The following is a 22717-nucleotide window of genomic DNA, read 5'->3' as shown; positions in this document are numbered from 1 at the left end:
ATGGCTGGTTCGCCCCTGACGCTGAATGACTTCCTGGCTCGTTTTCAACTGCTGCGCCCGGCCGCTGCCCTGCCTGTCAGCAATAAACGTCAGGCTGCGGTGCTGGTGCCGATTGTGCGTCGTCCTCAGCCGGGGCTATTACTTACGCAGCGTTCAATCATGCTGCGTAAACATGCCGGGCAGGTTGCGTTCCCGGGCGGCGCGGTTGACGCCACCGATAGTTCATTGATTGCCGCAGCGCTGCGGGAAGCACAGGAAGAAGTCGCCATTCCTCCGGAGGCGGTTGAAGTGATTGGTATTCTCCCGCCGGTAGACAGCGTAACAGGTTTCCAGGTCACGCCGATTGTCGGCATTATCCCTCCCGATTTACCCTGGCGCGCCAGCGAAGATGAAGTTGCGGCGGTTTTCGAGATGCCGCTGGCCGAAGCTCTGCGCCTGGGCCGCTACCATCCGCTGGATATTCATCGCCGGGGCAATGCCCACCGGGTCTGGCTCTCCTGGTATCAGCACTATTTTGTCTGGGGTATGACGGCGGGCATCATTCGCGAGCTTTCTTTACAAGTAGAGAGCGATCCAGGCGACACTTTAAATCGCTGAAAATGGCTATATTAAAAGGACATAAAGGCCATAAACTGCCTGCTATTAGGTGGTTTATCGTTAAGCATTAGTTTAAATCATGTGAATAGTTTCCTGGTGGAAGCAATAAATTTTTAAACTAGCGCATAGCCATTTCAAAGCATCATGTTCCATGAAACAGGGTGCTATCAGAGGAGTTCCAGAGTGATTAGTATATTCGACATGTTCAAAGTCGGCATCGGGCCATCCAGCTCCCATACCGTCGGGCCGATGAAAGCCGGGAAACAGTTTGTCGATGACCTGGTCGAAAAAGGATTGCTGGACGCCACCACCCGCATTGCGGTGGACGTCTACGGTTCCCTTTCCCTCACGGGTAAAGGCCACCATACCGATATCGCCATTATTATGGGCCTTGCGGGTAACCAGCCTGACAACGTTGATATCGACTCCATTCCGGCGTTTATCCGCGATGTCGAAGCCCGTGGCCGCCTGCTGATTGCTCAAGGCCGCCATGAAGTCGACTTCCCGCAGGATAACGGCATGCGCTTTCGCAGCGACAACCTGCCGCTGCACGAAAACGGCATGCAGATCCACGCCTATAGCGGCGATAAAGAGATCTACAGCAAAACTTATTACTCCATCGGCGGCGGTTTTATTGTTGATGAAGAGCATTTTGGTAAGGACTCGGTAAACGAAGTCAGCGTGCCTTATCCGTTCAACTCCGCGCAGGAGATGCTCGATCACTGTAAAGAGACCGGCCTTTCGCTCTCCGGCATGATAATGCAGAACGAACTGGCGCTGCACAGCCGCCAGGAGATTGACGATTATTTCGCTAATATCTGGCAGACCATGCGCGCCTGTATCGACCGCGGCGTTAACACCGAAGGCGTGTTGCCTGGCCCGCTGCGCGTGCCGCGTCGTGCTTCTGCTCTGCGTCGCCTGCTGGTATCCAGCGATAAACTCTCCAGCGACCCGATGAACGTTGTAGACTGGGTAAACATGTTTGCCCTGGCGGTTAACGAAGAAAACGCCGCCGGTGGCCGCGTGGTCACAGCCCCGACCAACGGTGCATGCGGTATCGTTCCTGCGGTGCTGGCCTATTACGACCACTTTATCGAACCGGTCACCCCGGACGCCTGGACCCGTTATTTCCTCGCATCCGGCGCAATCGGCGTGCTGTACAAAATGAACGCTTCGATTTCCGGTGCCGAAGTGGGCTGCCAGGGTGAAGTCGGCGTAGCCTGCTCAATGGCGGCCGCAGGCCTCGCGGAACTGCTTGGCGCAAGCCCGGAGCAGGTGTGCGTGGCGGCAGAAATTGGCATGGAGCACAACTTAGGTCTGACCTGCGACCCTGTTGCCGGGCAGGTACAGGTGCCGTGCATCGAACGTAACGCCATTGCGTCGGTTAAGGCTATCAACGCCACGCGTATGGCAATGCGCCGCACCAGCGCCCCACGCGTTTCCCTCGATAAGGTTATCGAGACGATGTACGAAACAGGTAAAGACATGAACGCCAAATACCGAGAAACCTCCCGCGGCGGTCTGGCAATTAAGGTGCAGTGCGACTAATCCCCCAGGTCCTCCCCTTCGGGAGGGCCTTTTACCACCTGTACTCACGTCATTCCCTCAGCGGCGCTTTTTCCCCCATTTCACACCCTTTATTTCTTTGCCACCCTGATATCCCACTACACTTTGATGATAACGTTACGCATCACAAATTGCGGCGAAAACCAGGGACACACGGATGCAAACGGCACAGAGGATTATTTCTGACTATCGCCGCAGGCGAGTTATTGTCTGTGCCACGCTGGCCATTATGGTTTTGCTGGTCACGCTTGGCGTGAGGTATGTCACCGAGCGCAATCTTAATGAGCAACGAATCACCCAGTTTAACCAGCGAATCATTACTACCCTTGATACCCTCCTCTCGCCGCTAAATTCCGTCAGCGATGACGTTATGCAGATGGTGGGATCCCGCTGCGAAGACGCACAGTTAAAAATCCGCGAGCATGCGGCAAAAATGCAAACCGTACGCGCCATCGGCCTAATTAAAGACGGGGTACTTTATTGCTCCAGTATTTACGGTTCGCGAAACGTTGCCATCCACCAGTTGCACGCCAGGCTGCCGTCCACTACCCCGCTGCTTTTTCTATCGCGTGACAGCTCATTGCTGAAGGGGACGCCGGTGCTTATTTACTGGCGGCCGCTGGCAGGCCAAACGGCCGATGGCGTGATGCTTATCGTCAATATCCAGATGCTAACCAGTTTAGTGCTCAAGCCTGAGCACCCGTGGGTTACCCGGGCGATGCTGAATGTTGAAGACTCGCATCTGGAATACGGTGCGGGTCTGGACGGCGAAATTAAGCTCGCCGACGGAGAAGTGATGCACCGAACGGCATCACACCTTTACCCATACTCAATCACCGCAATTAGCCCTTCGCCAAATCGCCTGACGCTCGAAAACCTGCCGGGGCAACTCCCGCTGGCGCTGCTCCTCAGCCTGCTGGTGGGCTACATCGCCTGGCTTGCTACGGCTAACCGTATGAGTTTTTCATGGGAGATAAATCTGGGCCTGGCCGCACGCGAGTTTGAAGTATTTTGCCAGCCGCTCGTCAGCGCGCGCGATTTGCAATGTGTTGGCGTAGAGCTGCTATTACGCTGGAATAACCCGCGCCAGGGCTGGATTTCTCCTGAGGTCTTTATTCCGCTGGCCGAGCAGCAGGAACTGATCGCCCCACTTACCCGCTTTGTTCTGGACGAAGCGGTGAAAAACCTCGATCTATTCCCAAAATCATCGCAGTTCCACATCGGGCTTAATGTCGCCGCCAGCCATTTCCACGACGGAGCGATTATCGATGATTTAAAACGGTATTGGTTCCCTGCCCGCCCGATACAAAAATTAACTCTTGAGCTTACCGAACGAAACGCCTTGCCGGAGATGGATCATCGCGTAGTGAATGAGCTGCACCAGTTGGGAATCGATCTGGCGATTGACGACTTCGGCACCGGGCATAGCTCGCTGGCCTATCTCGAAACGCTCATTCCGAACGTGCTGAAGATAGACAAGTCGTTTACCGCCGCCATCGGCACCGACGCGGTGAACTCCACGGTAACGGATATTATTATTGCTCTGGGGCAAAGGCTGGGTATTGATTTAGTGGCGGAAGGCGTGGAGACACAGCAGCAGGCGGACTATTTGCGCCGCAATGGCGTGACGGTGCTGCAGGGCTTTTTATATGCGAAACCGATGCCGTTGCAGGATTTTGCCCGTTGGCTCGAGGGCAACTCGCCGCCGCCCCCTCGCCATGAAGACCGGACTATTCCGGCCTTCCCTCAAGGCTAATTACTCTTCTTCATCCTCGTGTGGAGAGCGTTCTTTCTCCACCCGCACCAGATCAACGCGATAATCATTCACTTCAATAATTTGGATGCGCAGCGGCGGAACTTCCACCACATCACCCTGTTTAGGGATGTGGCCATTCACCGCGATAACCAGACCGGCGATAGAGGCAATATCCTCCTCGTTATGGATCAGTCGGGGAATGTCCAGGCGCTGCTGCAATGCGTGCAGATCGGTGGAACCTTTTACCAGCCAGCCGTCTCCGTCGCGAATGATTTCCGGCGTCTCATCGGCATCCGGGAATTCCCCTGCAATGGCTTCCAGTACGTCCAGAGGCGTAACCAGCCCCTGCACCACGCCAAATTCGTCGTTGACGATAACAAAGCTGCCGCGAGCGCGACGCAGTACGCCGAGCAGGTTGATCGGATCCAGCGTTTCCGGCACGACAATAGCCGGTGACTGCGCGGCAATCGCCGCCACATCAGCGCCTTCATCCAGAGCAACCAGCAGCTCTTTGGCACGCACAATGCCGATAATTTCGTCCAGTTCGCCCCGGCACACGGGGAAGAGGCTGTGCGGTGACTCCAGAAGCTGGGCACGGATTTCAGGAATACTTTTCGAGGCGTCAACCCAGGATATCTCACCGCGCGGCGTCATGATGCTGCGCAGGGAGCGTGAGGCCAGCGTCAGCACGCCGTTTATCATGTAGCGCTCTTCTTCAGCGAAGGACTCCGCTTCGATTGGCGTCATGGCTTTGCTGTCTTCGCGATTCTGCACGCGTTCCTGACGCTTGCCGCTCATCATGCGCAAAATCGCGTCAGCCGTACGGGCACGCAGCGGCAGGTTGGACTGATGGCGAATAAAGTTGCGGCGCGCAATCTGGTTAAACAGCTCAATAATGATTGAGAAGCCAATTGCCGCGTACAGGTAGCCTTTCGGAATATGGAAACCAAAGCCTTCCGCGACCAGGCTTAAACCAATCATCAGCAGGAAGCTCAGACAGAGCACAACCACGGTCGGATGTTGGTTCACAAAGTTGGTCAGCGGCTTCGACGCCAGCAGCATCACGCCCATAGCAATGACAACCGCGGCCATCATCACCGGCAGATGGTTCACCATACCCACGGCGGTGATAACCGCATCGAGGGAGAAGACCGCATCCAGCACCACAATTTGCAGCACCACCACCCAAAAGCTGGCGTAGCCTTTACCGTGGCCACCATCGTGCTGGCGGTTTTCAAGTCGCTCGTGCAGCTCGGTCGTCGCCTTAAACAACAGGAAGAGACCGCCCACCAGCATAATTAAATCACGCCCGGAGAAGGTCACGTCCGCAACGCTAAACAGCGGCTGGGTAAGGGTCACCATCCATGAGATCAGCGACAGCAGCCCCAGTCGCATAAACAGCGCCAGCGACAGGCCAATAAGTCGCGCCTTATCGCGCTGCTTCGGCGGAAGTTTATCCGCAAGAATGGCGATAAAGACCAGGTTGTCGATACCCAGCACAATTTCCAGCACCACCAGCGTAAGCAAACCGACCCAGATTTGCGGGTCCATTAACAATTCCATGTCAGGCTCCTGGTTGTGATGTGACAAATCGGCATCCCGTCAAATGAGGGCGCGAAGTGGCTAATTAACTGTGTTTTCGGGCGCGAAACGCCGCTGAGATGGGGGGATTTAACGATCCCGGCAGTGAAAAGACGTCGGTGACGGTCCATACGGTGGGCTACTGCCCTCTACTCCTGAAAATTAATCGGACGCTAACATTATCAAAGGAAAACGGGTTTTGGCAAAGATTTACCTCTCTTTGCAATTTTTTTGCAACTTACGCTGACCATATTTTACAGCGTAATTGTTCGCATCCGTAACAAAGTTAAATTACGGATCTTCATCACATAAATTATTTTTTCACTGTCTAAAATAATTCCGGCAAATGGTTTGTTCTTTTTTGAACGTGTTATCTGAATCGATTCGCTAAGAGCGACTCCGAAACACCACCGCACCCTTCAAGGGGTGATGTAATGACAAAAACAGGAGGTAGCAAGTGACTATTGCTATTGTCATAGGCACACATGGCTGGGCAGCGGAACAATTGCTGAAAACCGCCGAAATGCTATTGGGCGAACAGGAAAACGTTGGCTGGATAGATTTCGTCCCGGGTGAAAATGCTGAAACCCTAATCGAGAAATATAACGCTCAGCTGGAGAAACTCGACATCAGCAAAGGCGTGTTATTCCTCGTGGATACCTGGGGTGGCAGCCCGTTTAACGCGGCAAGCCGAATTGTTGTGGATAAAGAGCATTACGAAGTGGTCGCCGGGGTTAACATCCCGATGCTGGTAGAAACGCTGATGTCGCGCGACGACAACCCAACCTTCGACGACCTGGTCGCCCACGCGGTAGAAACGGGCCGTGAAGGCGTGAAGGCGCTGAAAGCTAAAGTGCAGGAAAAAGCCGCTCCGCCGGCTGCTCCCGCGCCAAAAGCTGCCGCACCGGTTAAACCTATGGGGCCAAATGACTACATGAATATTGGCCTCGCGCGTATCGATGACCGCCTGATTCATGGCCAGGTCGCCACCCGCTGGACCAAAGAAACCAACGTCACCCGCATCATCGTGGTAAGCGATGAGGTCGCGGCCGATACGGTTCGTAAAACGCTGCTGACCCAGGTCGCGCCTCCTGGCGTAACCGCGCACGTTGTCGACGTGGCGAAGATGATCCGCGTTTACAACAACCCGAAATATGCAGGCGATCGCGTGATGCTGCTGTTTACCAACCCTACCGATGTTGAGCGCGTCGTGGAAGGCGGCGTAAAAATCACCTCCGTCAATATCGGCGGCATGGCATTCCGCCAGGGTAAAACCCAGGTGAATAACGCTATTTCCGTGGATGAAAAAGATATCGAAGCTTTCAAAAAACTGAACCAACGCGGTATCGAACTTGAAGCGCGTAAAGTCTCTTCCGATCAAAAACTGAAAATGATGGATCTGATCGCTAAAGTTAAATGATTTTAATTACTTACTATATTGCTCAGATTTCACACATAAGTCATCGTCAATAGGAGAAGTACAATGGAGATTACCACTCTTCAGATTGTGCTGGTGTTTGTCGTAGCCTGTATCGCCGGTATGGAGTCGGTGCTCGATGAATTTCAGTTCCACCGTCCGCTTATCGCCTGTACCTTAATTGGCGCCGTACTCGGCGACATGAAAACCGGCATCATCATCGGCGGTACGCTGGAAATGATCGCCCTGGGCTGGATGAACATCGGTGCAGCCGTAGCGCCCGATGCCGCTCTGGCATCTATTATCTCAACCATCCTGGTTATTGCCGGTCACCAAAGCATTGGGGCGGGTATCGCACTGGCTATTCCGCTTGCCGCGGCAGGCCAGGTACTGACCATTATTGTTCGTACTATCACCGTAGGTTTCCAGCACGCAGCGGATAAGGCAGCCAATAACGGCAACCTGACGGCGCTTTCCTGGATCCACGTTTCCTCTCTGTTCCTGCAGGCTATGCGTATCGCTATTCCGGCGGTTATCGTGGCGATTTCCGTAGGCACCAGCGAAGTCCAGAACATGCTGAACGCCATTCCTGAAGTGGTGACCAGCGGTCTGAACATCGCCGGCGGTATGATTGTGGTTGTCGGTTATGCGATGGTCATCAACATGATGCGCGCAGGCTACCTGATGCCGTTCTTCTACCTCGGTTTCGTTACCGCGGCGTTCACCAACTTCAACCTGGTGGCGCTGGGCGTGATTGGCGCAGTGATGGCCATTCTCTACATCCAGCTGAGCCCGAAATATAACCGTAGCGCGGGTGCACCACAGGCCGCTGCCGCTAACGATCTTGATAACGAACTGGACTAACAGGTGAGCGAAATGGTTGATACCACTAAATTAGCGACTGAGAAGAAAATCACGCAAAGCGATATCCGTGGCGTATTCCTGCGTTCCAACCTGTTCCAGGGTTCATGGAACTTCGAACGTATGCAGGCGCTGGGCTTCTGCTTCTGTATGGTTCCGGTTATCAAGCGTTTGTACCCGGAAAACAACGAAGAGCGCCGCCAGGCGATTAAACGTCACCTTGAGTTCTTCAACACCCACCCTTACGTTGCGGCCCCTGTACTGGGCGTTACGCTGGCGATGGAAGAACAGCGTGCCAACGGCGCGGAGATCGACGATGGTGCCATCAACGGTATCAAAGTCGGTTTAATGGGGCCGCTGGCTGGCGTCGGTGACCCTATCTTCTGGGGCACCGTGCGTCCGGTATTCGCCGCCCTCGGCGCGGGTATCGCGATGAGCGGCAGCCTGCTCGGCCCGCTGCTGTTCTTTATCCTGTTCAACGCGGTACGCCTGCTGACCCGCTACTACGGCGTGGCCTACGGCTACCGCAAAGGTGTCGATATCGTTAAAGATATGGGCGGCGGCTTCCTGCAAAAACTGACGGAAGGGGCGTCAATCCTCGGCCTGTTTGTCATGGGGGCGTTGGTTAACAAGTGGACCCACGTTAACATCCCGCTGGTGGTGTCGAAAATCACCGACCAGACCGGGGCGGTAAAAGTGACCACCGTGCAGACAATCCTTGACCAGTTGATGCCGGGTCTGGTGCCGCTGCTGCTGACCTTCGCCTGTATGTGGCTGCTGCGCAAAAAGGTCAACGCGCTGTGGATCATTATGGGCTTCTTCGTCATCGGTATTGTCGGTTACGCTATCGGCCTGCTGGGTCTGTAATCGGTTTTTAATAACCGGGGGCATATCGCTCCCGGTTTTTTTATCTCTAACGGGAGGTGTCATGACGTTAACGGATGTCGTACTGGTCGTTTTTATCGCTCTGCTGCTGGCTTTCGCTATCTATGATGAGTTTGTAATGGACAAGCTCAAAGGTAAAACCCTGCTGAAAATCCCTCTTCTGCGCCGCAATCGCGTCGACAGCGCTATCTTCGTTTTCCTGGTTGGCATTCTTATCTACAACAACGTTACCGCTCAGGGCACCCCGCTGACCACATGGTTATTATCTGCTCTGGCGCTGATGGCCATTTATCTGTCGTGGATAAGGCAGCCGAAGATATTGTTCAAAAGCCATGGTTTTTTCTTCGCCAATGTTTGGGTGGAATATAACCGTATTAAAGAGATGAATTTATCGGAAGATGGCGTGCTGGTGATGCAATTAGAGCAGCGGCGCTTACTGGTGCGGGTAAAGAATATTGATGACCTTGAGAAGGTTTACAAATTAATGGTTAAAACTCAATAAGTTAAAATTATAGCAATGTCTATATTTGTGGGTTATTTTTCACCATTAAAAACATAGCCCTGGCTATTTCATAAGCTTTGTGTGTCTATATTTTTAACTTTATTTTAGCATCTGTATTTAAATGAAAATCGTTATCAACTAATTGTCGATAAATTAAAATTCAAAGATTGTTTTAGTTTAAAAAAATATGTTAAGGTTGCGCCCGTCGTTGGGGAGTAGCCGATTTCCATGCTGGATGGAAATGTACATGTCAACATACTCGTTATATCCGCTTAAGAGATAAACGTGGCATGTACGCCTCAGAGTTCTGAGTAGGCGAGACCATAGGCACGCGCCATCGTAAAGTTGGGGATGGTTTGCGTGTATATGGATATCCCAACTGAGGCGCACCGATGAATATCTCCGCAACAATCCTTCTTGCTTTTGGCATGTCCATGGACGCTTTCGCGGCCTCTATTGGTAAAGGCGCCACGCTCCATAAACCCAAATTTTCCGAAGCACTTCGCACCGGCCTTATCTTTGGCGTCATTGAAGCCATTACCCCGCTTATCGGCTGGGGGCTTGGCCTGCTGGCAAGCCAGGTGGTGCTTGAGTGGAACCATTGGGTGGCCTTTATTCTGCTGGTATTTCTCGGCGGGCGTATGGTGCTGGAAGGCTGCCGCAACGTGGGGCCGGAAGACGCACCCAAAATTCACCGTCACGGATTCTGGCTACTGGTAACTACCGCCATTGCCACCAGCCTTGATGCAATGGCCGTCGGCGTGGGCCTGGCCTTCCTTCAGGTGAACATCATTCAAACCGCTTTGGCCATCGGCTGCGCAACCGCCATTATGTCCACCCTTGGCATGATGGTTGGCCGCTTTATTGGGCCTATCCTCGGCAAACGTGCCGAGATTCTCGGCGGTATCGTGCTGATTGGTATTGGCTGCCAGATTATGTACAGCCATTTCGCGGCGTTTAGCTAATCAGTCGCGCTGCCAGACCCGAATAACAAAATCCGTTTCACAGATAAACGCCGCCTGGGCCTTGAGCTGCTCCCATACTTCGGGGCGGGCGCGCCAGGCAAACGGCGTCATTTGCAGCAGCGCTGCCGCTTCATCACCGTTCAGGGTCATCGGCCAGGCGGGTTGAAGCGTCTGCTGTAGCGTAAAGCCCGGCATTTCTTCAATTTCCTCGCTGTGCAGCACGATATCCTGGTAGATAAGCCCTTTTAGCTGCATCAAATGGCGCGGGCCGGGTGTTGCCGTAATAACCACGCCTCCGGTTTTAACCACTCTCGCCAGCTCCTGCGGTTTGCAGGGGGCAAAGATACGCACGATAGCGTCCATACTCTCGTCGGCAAAAGGCAGACGATGGCTTGAAGCCACGCAGAAACGAACGTCCCGGTAGCGTTTAGCGGCATAGCGAATGGCGACTTTTGATACGTCCAGCCCCCAGGTTTCTCCGCCCTGCTCCGCGACGACATCAGCGAAGCCCGCGGTGTAATAACCTTCACCGCAGCCGATATCCAGCAAAGCAGCAGGCTTAACTCCGGCTAAAATCCCACAAATTGCGTCACGTAATGGCTGGTAATGCCCGGCATCCAGGAAGGCGCGTCTCGCCTGCATCATTTCACCGCTGTCGCCGGGGTCTTTCGAACGTTTATGCTGAACGGGCAGCAAATTAACATAGCCTTCTTTGGCGATATCAAATTGATGCCCCTGAGGGCAGCGATAGCTGTTCGCGCTGTTGGCAAGCACGGTATGACAAAGCGGGCAAAGCCAGGACATAAAAAACTCCGGAGGCAATAAAGGGCGCAAGTGTAACGCCCCGTTTGCCAAACCGCTACATTGCCGCGCGATCGTTGGTTATTTTGTTCAGCACCATCATGCTGTTGTCGCCTGCGGGCAGGCCGTCTGGCTCAATGTTCTCCAGCCGCAATACGTCGCCCATGATCTGGCTAAAGACCGGGGCAGAAACCGCGCCGCCGTAGTATTTGCCGTTTGACGGGTCGTTAATGACAACCACCAGGGCATAGCGCGGATTGCTGGCAGGCGCCACGCCCGCCGTGTAGGCGATGTACTGATCGACATACTTCCCGTCAGGGCCGATTTTCTTGGCTGTACCGGTTTTTACCGCCACACGATAACCATGAACCGCGGCCTTGACGCCGCCGCCGCCAGGAAGAGCAACGCTTTCCATCATATGCTCGACCTGGTGAACTATCTCTTCCGACATGACTCTTTTGCCTTCAACCGGGGGATCGACGCGCGTTATCGACAGCGGGCGCGAAATACCGAAACTGCCGATGGTGGCGTAGACGTGCGCCAGTTGAAGGGGCGTCACCATCAGGCCATAGCCAAAGGCGAAGGTTGCCCTGTCCAGTTGGCCCCAGCGCTGGCGCACCGGCAGCAGGCCACGACTTTCACCTGTCAGCCCGATAGCCGTTGGCACACCAAAACCGAATTGATGGTAGGTGTCCCAGATATCCTGAATCGGCATCGCCAGTGAAAGGCGTGACACGCCGGTATCGCTCGATTTTTGCAGCACGCCGGTGAGAGTCAACTGCGGATAGTAGCCCACGTCACGGATATGGTGACCATCAAGGGTGAACGGATGCGTGTCGATAACGCTGTCCGGCCTGACAATGCCCTGCTGGAGCGCGGTCATTACCACCATAGGTTTCACCGTCGAACCGGGTTCGAAGGTGTCGCTGATGGCACGATTACGGAAGTCATCCAGCTTCGCGTTATCGCGGTTGTTAGGGTTGAAGGTTGGATAATTTGCCATCGCCAGCACTTCACCGGTTTGCACATCGATGACCACCGCCGCGCCGGACTCCGCTTTGTTCCATGAAACGGCGTTGCTCAACGCATCTTCGGTGACGGTTTGCAGGCGCTCATCAATGCTGAGCATAATGTTGTGGGCCGGGCTGGCTGGCGTTTCGGTAATATTCTCCACAACATGACCATAGCGATCTTTGCGCACCAGGCGCTCGCCTTCTTTCCCGGTCAGCTGTTGATTAAAGCTTTTCTCAATCCCTTCAATGCCCTGGTCATCGATATTGGTGAAGCCTATCAGGTTCGCCCCCACGCGCCCGGCCGGATAAAAACGCCGCGACTCGTCACGCAGGGCAATACCGGGAATATTGAGCTTATCAATATAGTGAGCCTGCTGGGGATCGAGCTGGCGGGCCAGATAAATAAAGCGGCCGCGCTCGTTGCTATGAATACGGGCGGAAATTTCGCTGAGGGGAACATGCAGCGCCGATGCCAAAGCCTGCCAGCGGCTGTTCACCAGCACGCCGCCCTTCTCCATCACCGTTTTTGGGTCAGCCCACACGGCTTCTACCGGCACACTCACCGCCAGAGGTTTGCCGTTGCGGTCTTCAATCATGCCGCGAGGGACGTCGATCGGCTCTTCGCGCAGGGAGCGCATATCCTCCTGCTTAACCAGATTATCCGGAGAGATGATTTGCAGCCAGGCAATACGCCCGAGCAAAAACACCAGGCTCACGGTGATGGCTACGCACAGCAGCCCAAATCGCCACTGGATAAAATTACCGGTTAACGCCGGAATACCCTTCTTCACAACCACTCCTTGCACGACCTAAGCAATTGAAAGATTTAACCAGATTGGAGGGATTTTACCGGGGTAACAGTGCTAAAACCTTCGCAGGTTTGCAACAAGAGGCAACAAATGCGTCAGTTTGTTAATATTTTGAAAAACAGAGGCTTAACAACAGGCATGAAAAAGCCCCACCGAAGCGGGGCTTTTATCTCAATTCGGCGTTATTCGCGCCTGAGCTCTAATCCAGCAGAATTAGATGGCAGTCACGTTAACTGCAGCAGGGCCTTTCTGGCCGTCCTGGATTTCGAATTCAACGTTCTGGCCTTCAGCCAGAGTTTTGAAGCCGTTACCCTGGATAGCAGAGAAGTGTACGAATACATCTTTGCTGCCGTCTGCAGGAGTAATGAAGCCAAAACCTTTAGACTCGTTGAACCACTTAACTTGACCTTTAATCTTTGCCATTTTGCAAAATTCCTTAGATTGTATTCTTCGCCCGCAGGCATAACATAGATAAAACAGAGACGTTACTGCATGAGGCACTAATATAAGGCTCGGCAGAGAAGCGGTATTCAACGACAACGTGTTTACTCAGGACTTCTTTACTGAAAATGCCACACATAAACAGAACTGTACCTCGTTTAACCCAACGTGTTATCACACACAACGTAAACAATGGCAAGCCATTTTTAAGCATGTGTCGATCTGCCGCACAGATTCAGAAAGTTACACGGTTGCTTTAAGTAATCAACTCGCGCTTTTTGAATATAAATTTCATCATAAAAAGTTGCCGCAACAGACTGTGTTACAAGAAAATATTGGCAACTTTTGAACCTTAGCTTAAACCTTACTTTTCGTCCAGATGTCAGGCCAACAAAATCATATTTTGAGAATATATCTTTATGATTTTTTATGCATATCTATGCACAAAATGACCTAACGCAAGTCACAGCGAAACGCGGGCCAATTTCACCGCTGTGTTTTTTCTGAACAAAGGAATAAAACATGCGCAGTCGGCTAATAATACTGCACCAAAATAATGAAAGTTTAATGACATATTGCCCCATGATAAGGCAATAAAAACGTTTCGATGAATTATCCCGCGATTACGGAAGGTGATTTAATTTAACAAAATAGAATAGTGATGACGGGGAATAATATTTAATCCTTATTTCTTCAATAAGGGCAAACTTTGACCAATGCGCAGCGGCGAAAAGCCTTCCGGGCTTTCCCCGGCCTGTTCCAGCGCTTCGCGCAATTCCTGCGGCGGTTTATCCAGCGACTCATCGGCTAATTCAAATACGCCCCAGTGGATTGGAATCGTGGTCGGTTTACCCATCGCTCTCCACAGCTTCACCGCCTGCTGCGGGTCCATATGGTGGTCGCCCATGAACCAGCGCGGCTCGTAGGCTCCAATCGGCAACGCCGCCATATCAAACGGCCCAAGCCGACGGTAAATTTCCTCCAGCGATTCGGTATAACCCGAGTCGCCGCTAAACCAAAACCGCAGCGCCCCCTGCTCCACTACCCAGCCGCACCACAGCGAGCGGTTCCTGTCCCAGAAACTCCGCATACTCCAGTGCTTTGCAGGCACGGCGGTGAAAGCCATCCCTTGCCAGTTAAAACTTTGCCACCAGTCCAGCTCCGTTACCTGCTCAATTCCGCGTTTGCTGAACCAGGATTTCAGGCCGAGCGGAACGAAGAAATGCACGTTCGGGAAACGACGTACCAGTTGGCGAACGGTTTTAGTGTCCAGATGATCGTAGTGATTATGGGAGATGAGGACCACATCCAGCCGCGGTAGCTGTTTAATATTCAGCGGAACTTCGGTTCGCCGGGCGGGGCCAACGAAGGAAAGCGGCGATGCCCGGCGAGAAGTAACGGGATCGGTCAGTAAATAGTTGCCATTGAGTCTTAATAACAGGCTGGCATGCCCCAGCCACCAGGCACGGTCATCGCTGCCGCTAAGGCTTACCTGTTGCCACCAGTTTTGTATAAAAGCGGAGTAGCCTGAAGCGGGAGGTTTTGGAAGCTGTTGCGCTTTACGTTCCTGACGCCAGCGCTTTACGGCGCCCGGCTGGCGAACAGAGGGCTCCGGATTGCGGAACCCATCGGGAAGATGGTGGGATAACTGCGGATTATACCAGGGGTTTTTCCAGCTCATCCCACCTCCGGTGCGCTTAGCGCTCTGCTACCAGACGAACAAAATCGTCGTCAACGTCTTCTTCCTGCGCTTTTGCAACAGGCTTTTGCTCCTGCTCCGGCTCGTTTGCTTCACAAAGACGGCGCAGCAGCGCGTTTTGACGTTTTTGCAAGTCAACCAGCTCTTCGAGCAGCGCGATTTGCTCGTTTGCACGACCGCTGGCTCGATTCACAAAAAACCACAGGACAAGGCCAATAATCAGCGTCACCAGCGAGATAGCCAGCGGCATGAAACTCAAAGCACCAAAACTCAATTCGTTCATCTTACCACCTCAATAAAAAAAGCATTCTACACCTGAGGCAGGGAGAGAAAAATCACTACCAGGGGATAAATTTGTTAATGGTACAAATGCCGCTGAAAAATTGCACATCCTGGTCGCACATTACATTTATCATTTGAGTCCATAACAGCAGGCAGGCAACGACAATAACTAAAACAATCACCCATCTGTACTTTCTCACTGCTACGCCACCTTTTGACCGTATAATTTCGCCAATTTAACACCATCCACATAAACTATAAGTAACGATTCCTGCTTTTTTATTTCAGAATCATCAGATTGTGACGCCTATAGATCAAAGTAAGATGTTTACTGTTCCTGATTGATACATGAGGTATCTATGCGCTTTATTATCCGTACTGTTGTCGTTATCGCATTGATCTGGATTGGATTATTGCTATCCGGCTATGGCGTTCTCATTGGCAGCAAAGAAAATGCCGCAGGGCTTGGATTGCAGTGCAAATATCTGACCGCACGTAATACCGTTACCGCGCCGTTTATTCACACAGACAGCGGTATCATCGGTTTAACCGACTGCCCGATACTACGCAAAACTGATACACCCATTGATAACGGCTAATAATGAAGCCGCCGCGCTGCACCGCGCGGCTTAGCCAGACGCTCAGAAAGGATAGTGATTGTAGCCCAGCTCCCGGGAGACGCTGCCGGCGGCCTGATGAAGAATTTTAACGTACTCCTCCAGCCGCTCTTCACTGTAGCGCAACGTTGGGAAAGAGATGCTCATACCCGCCGTCACTACGCCAAAACGGTCAAATACCGGCACCGCCACGCAGCGAATGCCCTCCTCCTGCTCTTCATTATCTTCGCCGTAACCTTGCTTGCGAACGATATCCAGCACCGGTAATAATGCTTCAGTGCTGCAAATCGTGCGATCGGTACTGCGGAAATATTCCACCGGGCTGAGAATATCAAGCACCTCAGGCCGCTCGCGCCAGGCCAGAAGAACTTTGCCAATCGCGGTACTATAAAGCGGGTTGCGTCGCCCTACCCTGGAGTACATACGCAGGTTATAGAGCGAATCGATTTTGTGAATATAGACGATACTGCTGTCATCCAGCGCCCCAAGGTGAATGGCCTCTCTGGTCTGGCGGGAGAGTTCTCGCATTTGCACGTCGGCGCTGCGAATAAGATCGACATTCTGCAATGCGCTGCTGCCCAGTTCGAACAGCTTGAGGGTAATAGAGTATTTTTCCGACTCATCTTCCTGGGCAACATAGCCAAGGGATTTCATGGTTTGCAGGAAGCGATAGACGGTGCTTTTGGACATCATCACGCGCTGAGACAGCTCGGTGATCCCCATTTCTTTCTCTTCGCCGAGGGCCTGCAAAATGCCGAACACTTTCAGCACGGAAGAAACTGAATCTGGTTGCTTATCGGGGTCTACAAGCGCCATTCATCACCTCGATCTTGTTTATTTTATAAAAATCGGAACTGCTTTTTAGTATATGCGTCGCCCCGCGAGCACCGCAATTAAAGCCTGCTGATTCGTTACAAATCTGCGGCATAACGCGAAGGGATTAATGATAAATTAGCTACTCTCCTGACGAATTTAGACAGCACAATTTATAGTATGGATAAACTCTTGTCCGACGGCATCCCTGCGCCTCAGCGCTATGGCGCAATACTCACCATCGCACTGGGTATCATGATGGCCGTTCTGGATGGCGCTATCGCCAACGTTGCCCTGCCCACGATTGCACACGATCTTAATGCCAGCCCGGCTGAATCAATCTGGGTTGTAAACGCCTACCAAATTGCGATTATTGTCTCCCTGCTTTCGCTCTCTTTCCTTGGCGATATCTTTGGTTACCGGCGTATTTATCAATGCGGGCTGATGCTGTTCTGCCTGACGTCGTTATTTTGCGCGGTTTCTGACTCTCTGCCGATGTTAACCTTTGCGCGCGTATTGCAGGGCTTTGGCGGTGCGGCATTAATGAGCGTCAATACCGCGCTTATCCGCCTGATCTATCCCCAGCGCCAGCTTGGCCGTGGCATGGGTCTGAATTCGTTTATTGTTGCCGTATCCTCCGCAGCCGGGCCGACCGTGGCCGCCGCCATCCTCTCCGTTGCCTCCTGGCAGTGGCTGTTCTTGATTAACGTACCGATTGGTATTGTGGCTCTGGTTCTGGCGCTGCGCTATTTGCCGCCTAATCAGCAAAAATCTCAGGGCCAGCGCTTCGATATGCCGAGTGCGATAATGAATGCCCTGACCTTTGGCCTGCTGATTTCGGCTATCAGCGGATTTTCTCAGGGTCAGCCCGCCCCGTTGATCATTGGCGAACTGGTCGCGCTTGCGGTCGTGGGTTATTTATTTATTCGCCGCCAGCTCAAACTCCCTTTCCCGCTGCTGCCGGTTGATCTGCTGCGCATCCCAATTTTTTCGCTGTCGATAGGCACATCCATATGCTCTTTCGCCGCGCAAATGCTGGCCCTGGTTGCTCTGCCCTTTTTCCTGCAAACCACCCTCGGGCGCAGTGAAGTGGAGACGGGGCTGCTGCTGACTCCGTGGCCGCTGGCAACAATGGTGATGGCTCCGCTAGCGGGCTACCTGATCGAGCGCCTCCATGCAGGGCTGATGGGGGCCGTGGGGCTGGCCGTTATGGCCTGCGGATTATTCGCCCTGGCGCTGCTGCCGCATAATCCGTCCGATATCGATATCATCTGGCGCATGGTGCTTTGCGGGGCGGGTTTTGGCCTGTTCCAGTCTCCTAACAACCACACCATTATTTCTTCGGCTCCTCGTCACCGCAGCGGCGGAGCCAGCGGAATGCTGGGCACGGCGCGTCTGCTCGGCCAAAGCTGCGGCGCTGCGCTGGTGGCGCTTATGTTCAACCTGTTTACCACCGGCGGCACTCACGCTTCGCTGGTGCTGGCGGGTATTTTTGCCACCGTTGCCGCCATCGTCAGCGGATTGCGAATGTCTCAACCCCGCGCGCAGGCATAAAAAAAGCGTGCCGCTCAGGGCACGCTTTTTACTTCAAGACTTCGTTTATTTCAGGTATTCGCCGCTACGCAGCGCTTCGATACGTTTGTCCAGCGGCGGGTGAGTCATAAACAGCTCGCTCATCGACTTCGCCTTACCGTTGATGCAAAACGCCATCATGCTGCTGGCTTCCTGCGGCTCATAGCTGGTTTTCAGACGCTGCAGCGCGGCAATCATCTTCTCACGACCTACCAGCTTCGCGGAGCCTGCATCCGCGTGGAATTCACGGTGACGTGAGAACCACATGGTGATGATGCTGGCCAGAATACCAAACACCAGCTCCAGCACCGTAGCGATAGCGAAATAGACCATCGGGTTACCGTTGCTGCTTTCGTTATCGTCTCTGTTCCCGGACAGGAAGCCGGAAGCCACCTGAGCGATGATACGAGAGATAAAGATAACGAAGGTGTTCACTACGCCCTGAATCAGGGTCATGGTCACCATGTCGCCGTTGGCGATGTGGCTAATTTCGTGGGCGATAACCGCTTCGGCTTCGTCACGACTCATGTTCTGCAGCAGACCCGTGCTGACCGCCACCAGGGAGGCGTTACGGCGCGCCCCGGTAGCAAACGCATTGATATCCGGCGCGTGATAAACCGCAACCTGCGGCATCGCGATGCCCGCCTGCTGCGACTGCCGGCGCACGGTTTCAACTAACCAGCGCTCAGTTTCGTTACGAGGCTGCTCAATCACCTCCCCCCCTACGGAACGCAATGCCATCCATTTTGACATCAGCAGGGAAATAAATGAGCCGCCAAAGCCAAACAGCACCGCCATGATCATCAGACCCTGAACGCTGCTCGACTGGATCCCCGTCAGGCTTAGCACCAGCCCGAAAACGACCATCACCGCAAGGTTGGTCAGCAGGAAAAGCCCGATACGCATCATAATTTTCTTTTTACCTCGGTTAAAAACACGCTCTTTGCGCTCCACAACATCGTAGGGGCGCGCCGCCTATTTTCAAGCATCTCGAGCCGCCAAGTGATTAATAATACATAACTTTACATTTTGTATGCATTTGTCTTACATCGCTGGAGACAGGTAAAAAAATGGGCACCGTTTCGGGTGCCCATCGGGGAGTTATTTTGCGGGTGCCGGCTGCTCTGCCGGCCTGTCCTGCTCCATACCGGCAAGATCGATGGCGATATGAACCGTTTCATCAAGATACGGATCGGGCTCCTGATAATCCTTTGGCAGATCGTCCAGTTTCTTGAGCGGTGCCTTGCCTTCGCGTTTGTAGCGGTCATTGATACGAGCCAGCCGCGTAGCATCGTCTTCCAGGTTCTCTTTTTCACGCTGGGCGTAATTGAGGGAAACGATGTTGCGCTTCTCTTTCAGGGCATTGAAACGGGCAATGTCCTTCACGATGTACTGGAACTCAGGATCTTTAGCGATGCGATCCTCATGCTGCTTCAGAAGCTGCGGCTCAAATGGCGTTAAGTCACCGGTCTTGACGTAGGTCGCGGCATTGATGCTATCCCACGGCAGGGCGTTATCTTCAAACTTCTCGCCGGTTTCCGTCTGCTCGGTGCCGGTAGGCATCATGATGTCCGGAGTGACACCTTTACGTTGGGTACTCCCGCCGTTAATACGGTAGAACTTCTGAATGGTGTACTGAACTGAGCCAAGCGCAGGCCATTCCGGGCGCAGCATCTGATCGTAGATGCGGTTCAGGGAACGGTACTGCTGGACGGTGCCCTTGCCAAAGGTCGGCTCGCCGACAATCAGCGCGCGGCCATAATCCTGCATCGCGGCGGCAAAGATTTCCGAAGCCGAGGCGCTGAAGCGGTCAACCAGCACCACCAGCGGCCCTTTGTAGTAAACCACGCCGTCGGTATCGCTATCTTCACGGACTTTACCGTTGTTGTCGCGAACCTGAACCACCGGGCCACTCGGAATAAACAAGCCGGAGAGCGAAACCGCTTCAGTCAGCGCCCCGCCGCCGTTGGAGCGGAGATCGATTATCACGCTCTTAACGTTCTGTTTTTCCAGCTTCTGCAACTGAACTTTGACGTCATCCGTCAGGCCAACGTAGAAGCCTGGAATATCCAGCACCCCAACTTTGTCCTTGCCGACGGTTTTTACAGACATTTTCACGGCGCGATCTTCAAGACGAATGCGCTCGCGGGTCAGCGTGACGATACGCGTTTTAGTGCCTTTGCCTGCGGGCAGGATCTCAAGGCGAACCTTGCTGCCTTTCGGGCCTTTAATAAGCGCAACCACGTCATCCAGACGCCAACCGATAACGTCAACCATCGGCTTACCGGTCTGGCCAACGCCAACAATGCGGTCACCCACGGTAATCGATTTGCTCTTCGCCGCCGGACCACCGGCAACCATAGAGTTGATCAGCGTATAGTCATCATCCATTTGCAGAACGGCACCGATCCCTTCCAGAGAAAGGCTCATTTCGGTGTTGAACTGCTCGGTGCTGCGCGGAGAAAGATAGTTGGTATGCGGGTCGATTTCGTGCGCAAAGGCGGTCATTGCCAGCGAGAACACGTCTTCGCTGTTGCTTTGCGCCAGGCGGCGAATCGCAAACTGATAACGCTTGGTCAGCGTTTCGCGAATTTCCTGCTCGGTTTTACCCGTCAGCTTCAGGCTTAACTCGTCGTATTTAACCTTTGCGTCCCAGAGCTTATCCAGCTCATCAACGCTGGTTGGCCACGGCAGCTTACTGCGGTCCAGGTTTATGGTGTCGTTGCCGGTGAAGTCCATCGGCTTAGCCAGCACCTTCAGCGCGTACTGATAACGTTCAAAACGACGCTTCTGACCCAGATTGTATAAATCGTAAAACACATCGAGCTTGCCGGAACGTAACTCATCGCCAATCTGCCCCTTTCTGGCGGCAAACTGCGCTACGTCACTTGCCAGCAGCACGTTGTGGCTGTAGTCGAGCAGGTTCAGGTAGCGGTCAAAGATTTTTGCCGAGAAGTTAGCGTCCAGATCGAACTGACGATAATGCGAGCGGGTGAAGCGAGAGGTGACACGCTCGCTCACCGTCGCGTGCTGAGGCTCTTCCTTTAACTGCGGAATTTGGTCAGCACGGGTGATGTTGTCCAGGGCCAGGGCACTGCCTGCCACGAACAGCAGGCTGGCGATAGCCGTAAGCTTAAAGAGTTTGTTCATGCCTGAGTCAGGCCTCCGTTTCAGAACTGCAAGTGTTCTGCGCGTACGATCATTGCCATACCAGAAGTCAGCTGTACACGGACGCCATCTTTGGTAATTTCCAGGACGGTTGCATCCATTGCGTTGTTGCCTGCTTTGACTTTAATGGCCTGTCCAACCTGCAGAGCTGAAATATCGGTCACCGGCGTACGACGCTCTTCGCGCGCTGCCTTAGGAGCCGGTTTTTCTGCGCGAGGTTTGCGCTCTGCACCTTCTTTGCGACGCGGTGCAGCGGCCGGGCGCGGTTTGCGTTCACGGCGCGGAGCCTCTTCCGTTACGCCAGCGGCAGCGGCAGCTTCGCGCTTCTTCGCCTGCTGTTCGGCACGCTGTGCCTGCACGCGAGCTTTTGCTTCTTCAAGCTGCTGGCGAGCGTGCTCTACGTGCTGCTCGTCCAGCTCACCGCACGGGTTGCCATCAAGATCTACGCGAGTCGCGCCAGCCTTGATGCCGTACAGGTAACGCCAGCTTGAGGTATAAAGACGTAATGCCGAGCGAAGCTGAGTTTTGCTGAGGCTCATTTCGCCTTCAACACGAGAGACTAAGTCCTGGAAGATACCAATCTTCAGAGGACGTGCTTCACCTTCAGCACTAAAACAGTGCGGAAAACGCTCTGCCAAAAATGCGATAACTTCTTTACTGCTATTCAACTTAGGTTGATTTTCCATGAAATTTCCTGATTACAACGGAATTGCCAATAAGCCGCAGGCATGAACAGGCGACATTATAATGACGCCATCGCTAAATGCCACGTTATCCGTTGCTTATCATGCTATCGGGAGAAGAATTTTTTAAAATCGGTGCCGCTAAGCACATCTGAAAGCAGAGAAACCAGGGTTTTTAAGCCGATTTCGTCTTCTTCTGAAAAACGCCCAAACTCGGTGCTGTCGATATCAAGCACGCCGATAACCTGGCCGTCTACCGCCAGCGGCAGCACGATTTCAGAATTACTGGCAGCGTCACAGGCGATGTGGCCGTCAAAGGCATGTACGTCTTCAACACGCTGGATGGTGGCTGTCGCTACCGCGGTGCCGCATACGCCTTTACCTACCGGGATGCGCACGCAGGCGATTTTGCCCTGGAACGGGCCAAGTACCAGCGTGTCTGCTTCAAGAAGATAGAATCCTGCCCAGTTCACCCCTTCCAGGCGCTCAAACAGCAAGGCACTGGTATTGGAGAGGGTTGCGAGAAAACTGGTTTCTCCTGCCATTAACGCACTAAAATCGCGGTTCAAATCCGCGTAAAATTGCTCTTTGTTCATTTAATAACCGTTATGTTGTCTTACTCAACTTCATAGCATACTAAAATAAGCATTAAATGCGCTGTGCCACAAGGTGTATCATTTTATGAATTA

The 22717-nt window shown here is 53.3% G+C and carries 23 protein-coding genes; 10 read left to right on the top strand and 13 right to left on the bottom strand.

Going from position 1 to position 22717, the window contains the following annotated elements; translation table 11 throughout:
• The 3 genes from FOC35_RS18190 to FOC35_RS18180 all read left to right on the top strand — a co-directional run bounded on the left by FOC35_RS18190 (position 1) and on the right by FOC35_RS18180 (position 3919).
• Entirely contained in the window at positions 1–597 is a 597-nt protein-coding gene (locus tag FOC35_RS18190) for a CoA pyrophosphatase (RefSeq protein WP_172569723.1), read from the top strand.
• Positions 598–780: 183 nt separating this feature from the next.
• Entirely contained in the window at positions 781–2145 is a 1365-nt protein-coding gene (gene sdaA / locus FOC35_RS18185) for an L-serine ammonia-lyase (RefSeq protein WP_039898330.1), read from the top strand.
• A 175-nt stretch (positions 2146–2320) separates the two neighbouring features.
• Positions 2321–3919 carry an EAL domain-containing protein gene (locus tag FOC35_RS18180; protein WP_172569722.1) on the top strand — a complete coding sequence of 533 codons (1599 nt, stop codon included), beginning with the start codon at positions 2321–2323 and terminating at the stop codon, positions 3917–3919.
• Here FOC35_RS18180 and yoaE read toward each other — a convergent pair whose 3' ends face one another.
• On the bottom strand, positions 3920–5482 hold the full coding sequence (yoaE, locus tag FOC35_RS18175) for a CNNM family cation transport protein YoaE (protein ID WP_016536893.1): 1563 nt from the start codon (positions 5480–5482) through the stop codon (positions 3920–3922).
• A 475-nt stretch (positions 5483–5957) separates the two neighbouring features.
• Between yoaE and manX the strand changes: the two genes are divergently transcribed.
• The 5 genes from manX to mntP all read left to right on the top strand — a co-directional run bounded on the left by manX (position 5958) and on the right by mntP (position 10130).
• Positions 5958–6920, top strand: a complete 963-nt coding sequence (gene manX, locus FOC35_RS18170; protein ID WP_172569721.1) for a PTS mannose transporter subunit IIAB — start codon at positions 5958–5960, stop codon at positions 6918–6920.
• Positions 6921–6983: 63 nt separating this feature from the next.
• Complete coding sequence (locus FOC35_RS18165; RefSeq protein ID WP_016536896.1) at positions 6984–7781, top strand: PTS mannose/fructose/sorbose transporter subunit IIC; 798 nt, start codon at positions 6984–6986, stop codon at positions 7779–7781.
• A gap of 12 nt (positions 7782–7793) precedes the next feature.
• Entirely contained in the window at positions 7794–8645 is an 852-nt protein-coding gene (locus FOC35_RS18160) for a PTS mannose transporter subunit IID (RefSeq protein WP_016536897.1), read from the top strand.
• Positions 8646–8706: 61 nt separating this feature from the next.
• Complete coding sequence (locus FOC35_RS18155; RefSeq protein WP_172569720.1) at positions 8707–9165, top strand: DUF986 family protein; 459 nt, start codon at positions 8707–8709, stop codon at positions 9163–9165.
• Positions 9166–9557: 392 nt separating this feature from the next.
• Positions 9558–10130, top strand: coding sequence for a manganese efflux pump MntP (gene mntP / locus FOC35_RS18150; RefSeq protein WP_016536900.1), 573 nt, complete (start codon positions 9558–9560; stop codon positions 10128–10130).
• Here the strand turns inward: mntP and rlmA are convergent, their stop codons facing one another.
• The 7 genes from rlmA to mgrB all read right to left on the bottom strand — a co-directional run bounded on the left by rlmA (position 10131) and on the right by mgrB (position 15375).
• Positions 10131–10934: a 23S rRNA (guanine(745)-N(1))-methyltransferase gene (gene rlmA / locus FOC35_RS18145; protein ID WP_172569719.1), complete on the bottom strand. Its 804-nt coding sequence runs from the start codon at positions 10932–10934 to the stop codon at positions 10131–10133.
• 55 nt (positions 10935–10989) lie between these two features.
• A complete protein-coding gene (ftsI, locus tag FOC35_RS18140) occupies positions 10990–12735 on the bottom strand; it encodes a peptidoglycan glycosyltransferase FtsI (RefSeq protein WP_172569718.1) in 1746 nt (581 codons plus the stop codon).
• Between the two features lie 231 nt (positions 12736–12966).
• Complete coding sequence (gene cspE, locus FOC35_RS18135; protein WP_001062678.1) at positions 12967–13176, bottom strand: transcription antiterminator/RNA stability regulator CspE; 210 nt, start codon at positions 13174–13176, stop codon at positions 12967–12969.
• A 13-nt stretch (positions 13177–13189) separates the two neighbouring features.
• Entirely contained in the window at positions 13190–13333 is a 144-nt protein-coding gene (locus FOC35_RS18130; RefSeq protein ID WP_016536904.1) for a DUF2627 domain-containing protein, read from the bottom strand.
• 546 nt (positions 13334–13879) lie between these two features.
• Positions 13880–14875: an MBL fold metallo-hydrolase gene (locus FOC35_RS18125; RefSeq protein WP_172569717.1), complete on the bottom strand. Its 996-nt coding sequence runs from the start codon at positions 14873–14875 to the stop codon at positions 13880–13882.
• Between the two features lie 16 nt (positions 14876–14891).
• Complete coding sequence (locus tag FOC35_RS18120) at positions 14892–15176, bottom strand: YebO family protein (protein WP_016536907.1); 285 nt, start codon at positions 15174–15176, stop codon at positions 14892–14894.
• A gap of 55 nt (positions 15177–15231) precedes the next feature.
• Positions 15232–15375 (bottom strand): PhoP/PhoQ regulator MgrB, encoded by a 144-nt coding sequence (gene mgrB, locus FOC35_RS18115; protein WP_016536908.1) that lies wholly within the window; start codon positions 15373–15375, stop codon positions 15232–15234.
• A 159-nt stretch (positions 15376–15534) separates the two neighbouring features.
• Here mgrB and FOC35_RS18110 point away from each other — a divergent pair, with 159 nt between their 5' ends.
• Positions 15535–15774 (top strand): YobH family protein, encoded by a 240-nt coding sequence (locus tag FOC35_RS18110; RefSeq protein ID WP_172569716.1) that lies wholly within the window; start codon positions 15535–15537, stop codon positions 15772–15774.
• A 42-nt stretch (positions 15775–15816) separates the two neighbouring features.
• On the opposite strand, the gene kdgR is transcribed toward FOC35_RS18110, so the two are convergent.
• Positions 15817–16608, bottom strand: coding sequence for a DNA-binding transcriptional regulator KdgR (gene kdgR, locus FOC35_RS18105; RefSeq protein WP_172569715.1), 792 nt, complete (start codon positions 16606–16608; stop codon positions 15817–15819).
• Between the two features lie 177 nt (positions 16609–16785).
• On the opposite strand from kdgR, the gene FOC35_RS18100 reads away from it, so the two are divergent.
• Positions 16786–18159: an MFS transporter gene (locus tag FOC35_RS18100; protein ID WP_172569714.1), complete on the top strand. Its 1374-nt coding sequence runs from the start codon at positions 16786–16788 to the stop codon at positions 18157–18159.
• A 45-nt stretch (positions 18160–18204) separates the two neighbouring features.
• Here the strand turns inward: FOC35_RS18100 and htpX are convergent, their stop codons facing one another.
• The 4 genes from htpX to FOC35_RS18080 form a co-directional block, all read right to left on the bottom strand.
• Complete coding sequence (htpX, locus tag FOC35_RS18095; RefSeq protein ID WP_172569713.1) at positions 18205–19086, bottom strand: protease HtpX; 882 nt, start codon at positions 19084–19086, stop codon at positions 18205–18207.
• 192 nt (positions 19087–19278) lie between these two features.
• On the bottom strand, positions 19279–21327 hold the full coding sequence (gene prc, locus FOC35_RS18090) for a carboxy terminal-processing peptidase (protein ID WP_172569712.1): 2049 nt from the start codon (positions 21325–21327) through the stop codon (positions 19279–19281).
• Positions 21328–21347: 20 nt separating this feature from the next.
• Positions 21348–22031, bottom strand: coding sequence for an RNA chaperone ProQ (gene proQ, locus FOC35_RS18085; protein ID WP_172569711.1), 684 nt, complete (start codon positions 22029–22031; stop codon positions 21348–21350).
• A 104-nt stretch (positions 22032–22135) separates the two neighbouring features.
• Positions 22136–22624 carry a GAF domain-containing protein gene (locus FOC35_RS18080; protein WP_016536915.1) on the bottom strand — a complete coding sequence of 163 codons (489 nt, stop codon included), beginning with the start codon at positions 22622–22624 and terminating at the stop codon, positions 22136–22138.
• Between the last annotated feature and the right edge of the window lie 93 nt (positions 22625–22717).

This window comes from Cedecea sp. FDAARGOS_727, assembly GCF_012273235.1.
Classification (GTDB): domain Bacteria; phylum Pseudomonadota; class Gammaproteobacteria; order Enterobacterales; family Enterobacteriaceae; genus Cedecea; species Cedecea davisae.
Note: the sequence above shows the minus strand (reverse complement) of the source record. Positions and strands in the feature narration are given on the sequence as shown.

Excerpts from the sequence above, each read along its gene's own strand:
- FOC35_RS18165 (WP_016536896.1), top strand. The coding sequence starts at position 6,984 with ATGGAGATTACCACTCTTCAGATTGTGCTGGTGTTTGTCGTAGCCTGT.
- kdgR (WP_172569715.1), bottom strand. The coding sequence starts at position 16,608 with ATGGCGCTTGTAGACCCCGATAAGCAACCAGATTCAGTTTCTTCCGTG.
- FOC35_RS18130 (WP_016536904.1), bottom strand. The coding sequence starts at position 13,333 with ATGTGTGGCATTTTCAGTAAAGAAGTCCTGAGTAAACACGTTGTCGTT.
- FOC35_RS18160 (WP_016536897.1), top strand. The coding sequence starts at position 7,794 with ATGGTTGATACCACTAAATTAGCGACTGAGAAGAAAATCACGCAAAGC.
- FOC35_RS18120 (WP_016536907.1), bottom strand. The coding sequence starts at position 15,176 with ATGAACGAATTGAGTTTTGGTGCTTTGAGTTTCATGCCGCTGGCTATC.
- FOC35_RS18180 (WP_172569722.1), top strand. The coding sequence starts at position 2,321 with ATGCAAACGGCACAGAGGATTATTTCTGACTATCGCCGCAGGCGAGTT.
- FOC35_RS18155 (WP_172569720.1), top strand. The coding sequence starts at position 8,707 with ATGACGTTAACGGATGTCGTACTGGTCGTTTTTATCGCTCTGCTGCTG.
- rlmA (WP_172569719.1), bottom strand. The coding sequence starts at position 10,934 with ATGTCCTGGCTTTGCCCGCTTTGTCATACCGTGCTTGCCAACAGCGCG.
- proQ (WP_172569711.1), bottom strand. The coding sequence starts at position 22,031 with ATGGAAAATCAACCTAAGTTGAATAGCAGTAAAGAAGTTATCGCATTT.
- yoaE (WP_016536893.1), bottom strand. The coding sequence starts at position 5,482 with ATGGAATTGTTAATGGACCCGCAAATCTGGGTCGGTTTGCTTACGCTG.
- htpX (WP_172569713.1), bottom strand. The coding sequence starts at position 19,086 with ATGATGCGTATCGGGCTTTTCCTGCTGACCAACCTTGCGGTGATGGTC.
- cspE (WP_001062678.1), bottom strand. The coding sequence starts at position 13,176 with ATGGCAAAGATTAAAGGTCAAGTTAAGTGGTTCAACGAGTCTAAAGGT.
- prc (WP_172569712.1), bottom strand. The coding sequence starts at position 21,327 with ATGAACAAACTCTTTAAGCTTACGGCTATCGCCAGCCTGCTGTTCGTG.
- FOC35_RS18100 (WP_172569714.1), top strand. The coding sequence starts at position 16,786 with ATGGATAAACTCTTGTCCGACGGCATCCCTGCGCCTCAGCGCTATGGC.
- mntP (WP_016536900.1), top strand. The coding sequence starts at position 9,558 with ATGAATATCTCCGCAACAATCCTTCTTGCTTTTGGCATGTCCATGGAC.
- FOC35_RS18080 (WP_016536915.1), bottom strand. The coding sequence starts at position 22,624 with ATGAACAAAGAGCAATTTTACGCGGATTTGAACCGCGATTTTAGTGCG.
- FOC35_RS18110 (WP_172569716.1), top strand. The coding sequence starts at position 15,535 with ATGCGCTTTATTATCCGTACTGTTGTCGTTATCGCATTGATCTGGATT.
- FOC35_RS18190 (WP_172569723.1), top strand. The coding sequence starts at position 1 with ATGGCTGGTTCGCCCCTGACGCTGAATGACTTCCTGGCTCGTTTTCAA.
- FOC35_RS18125 (WP_172569717.1), bottom strand. The coding sequence starts at position 14,875 with ATGAGCTGGAAAAACCCCTGGTATAATCCGCAGTTATCCCACCATCTT.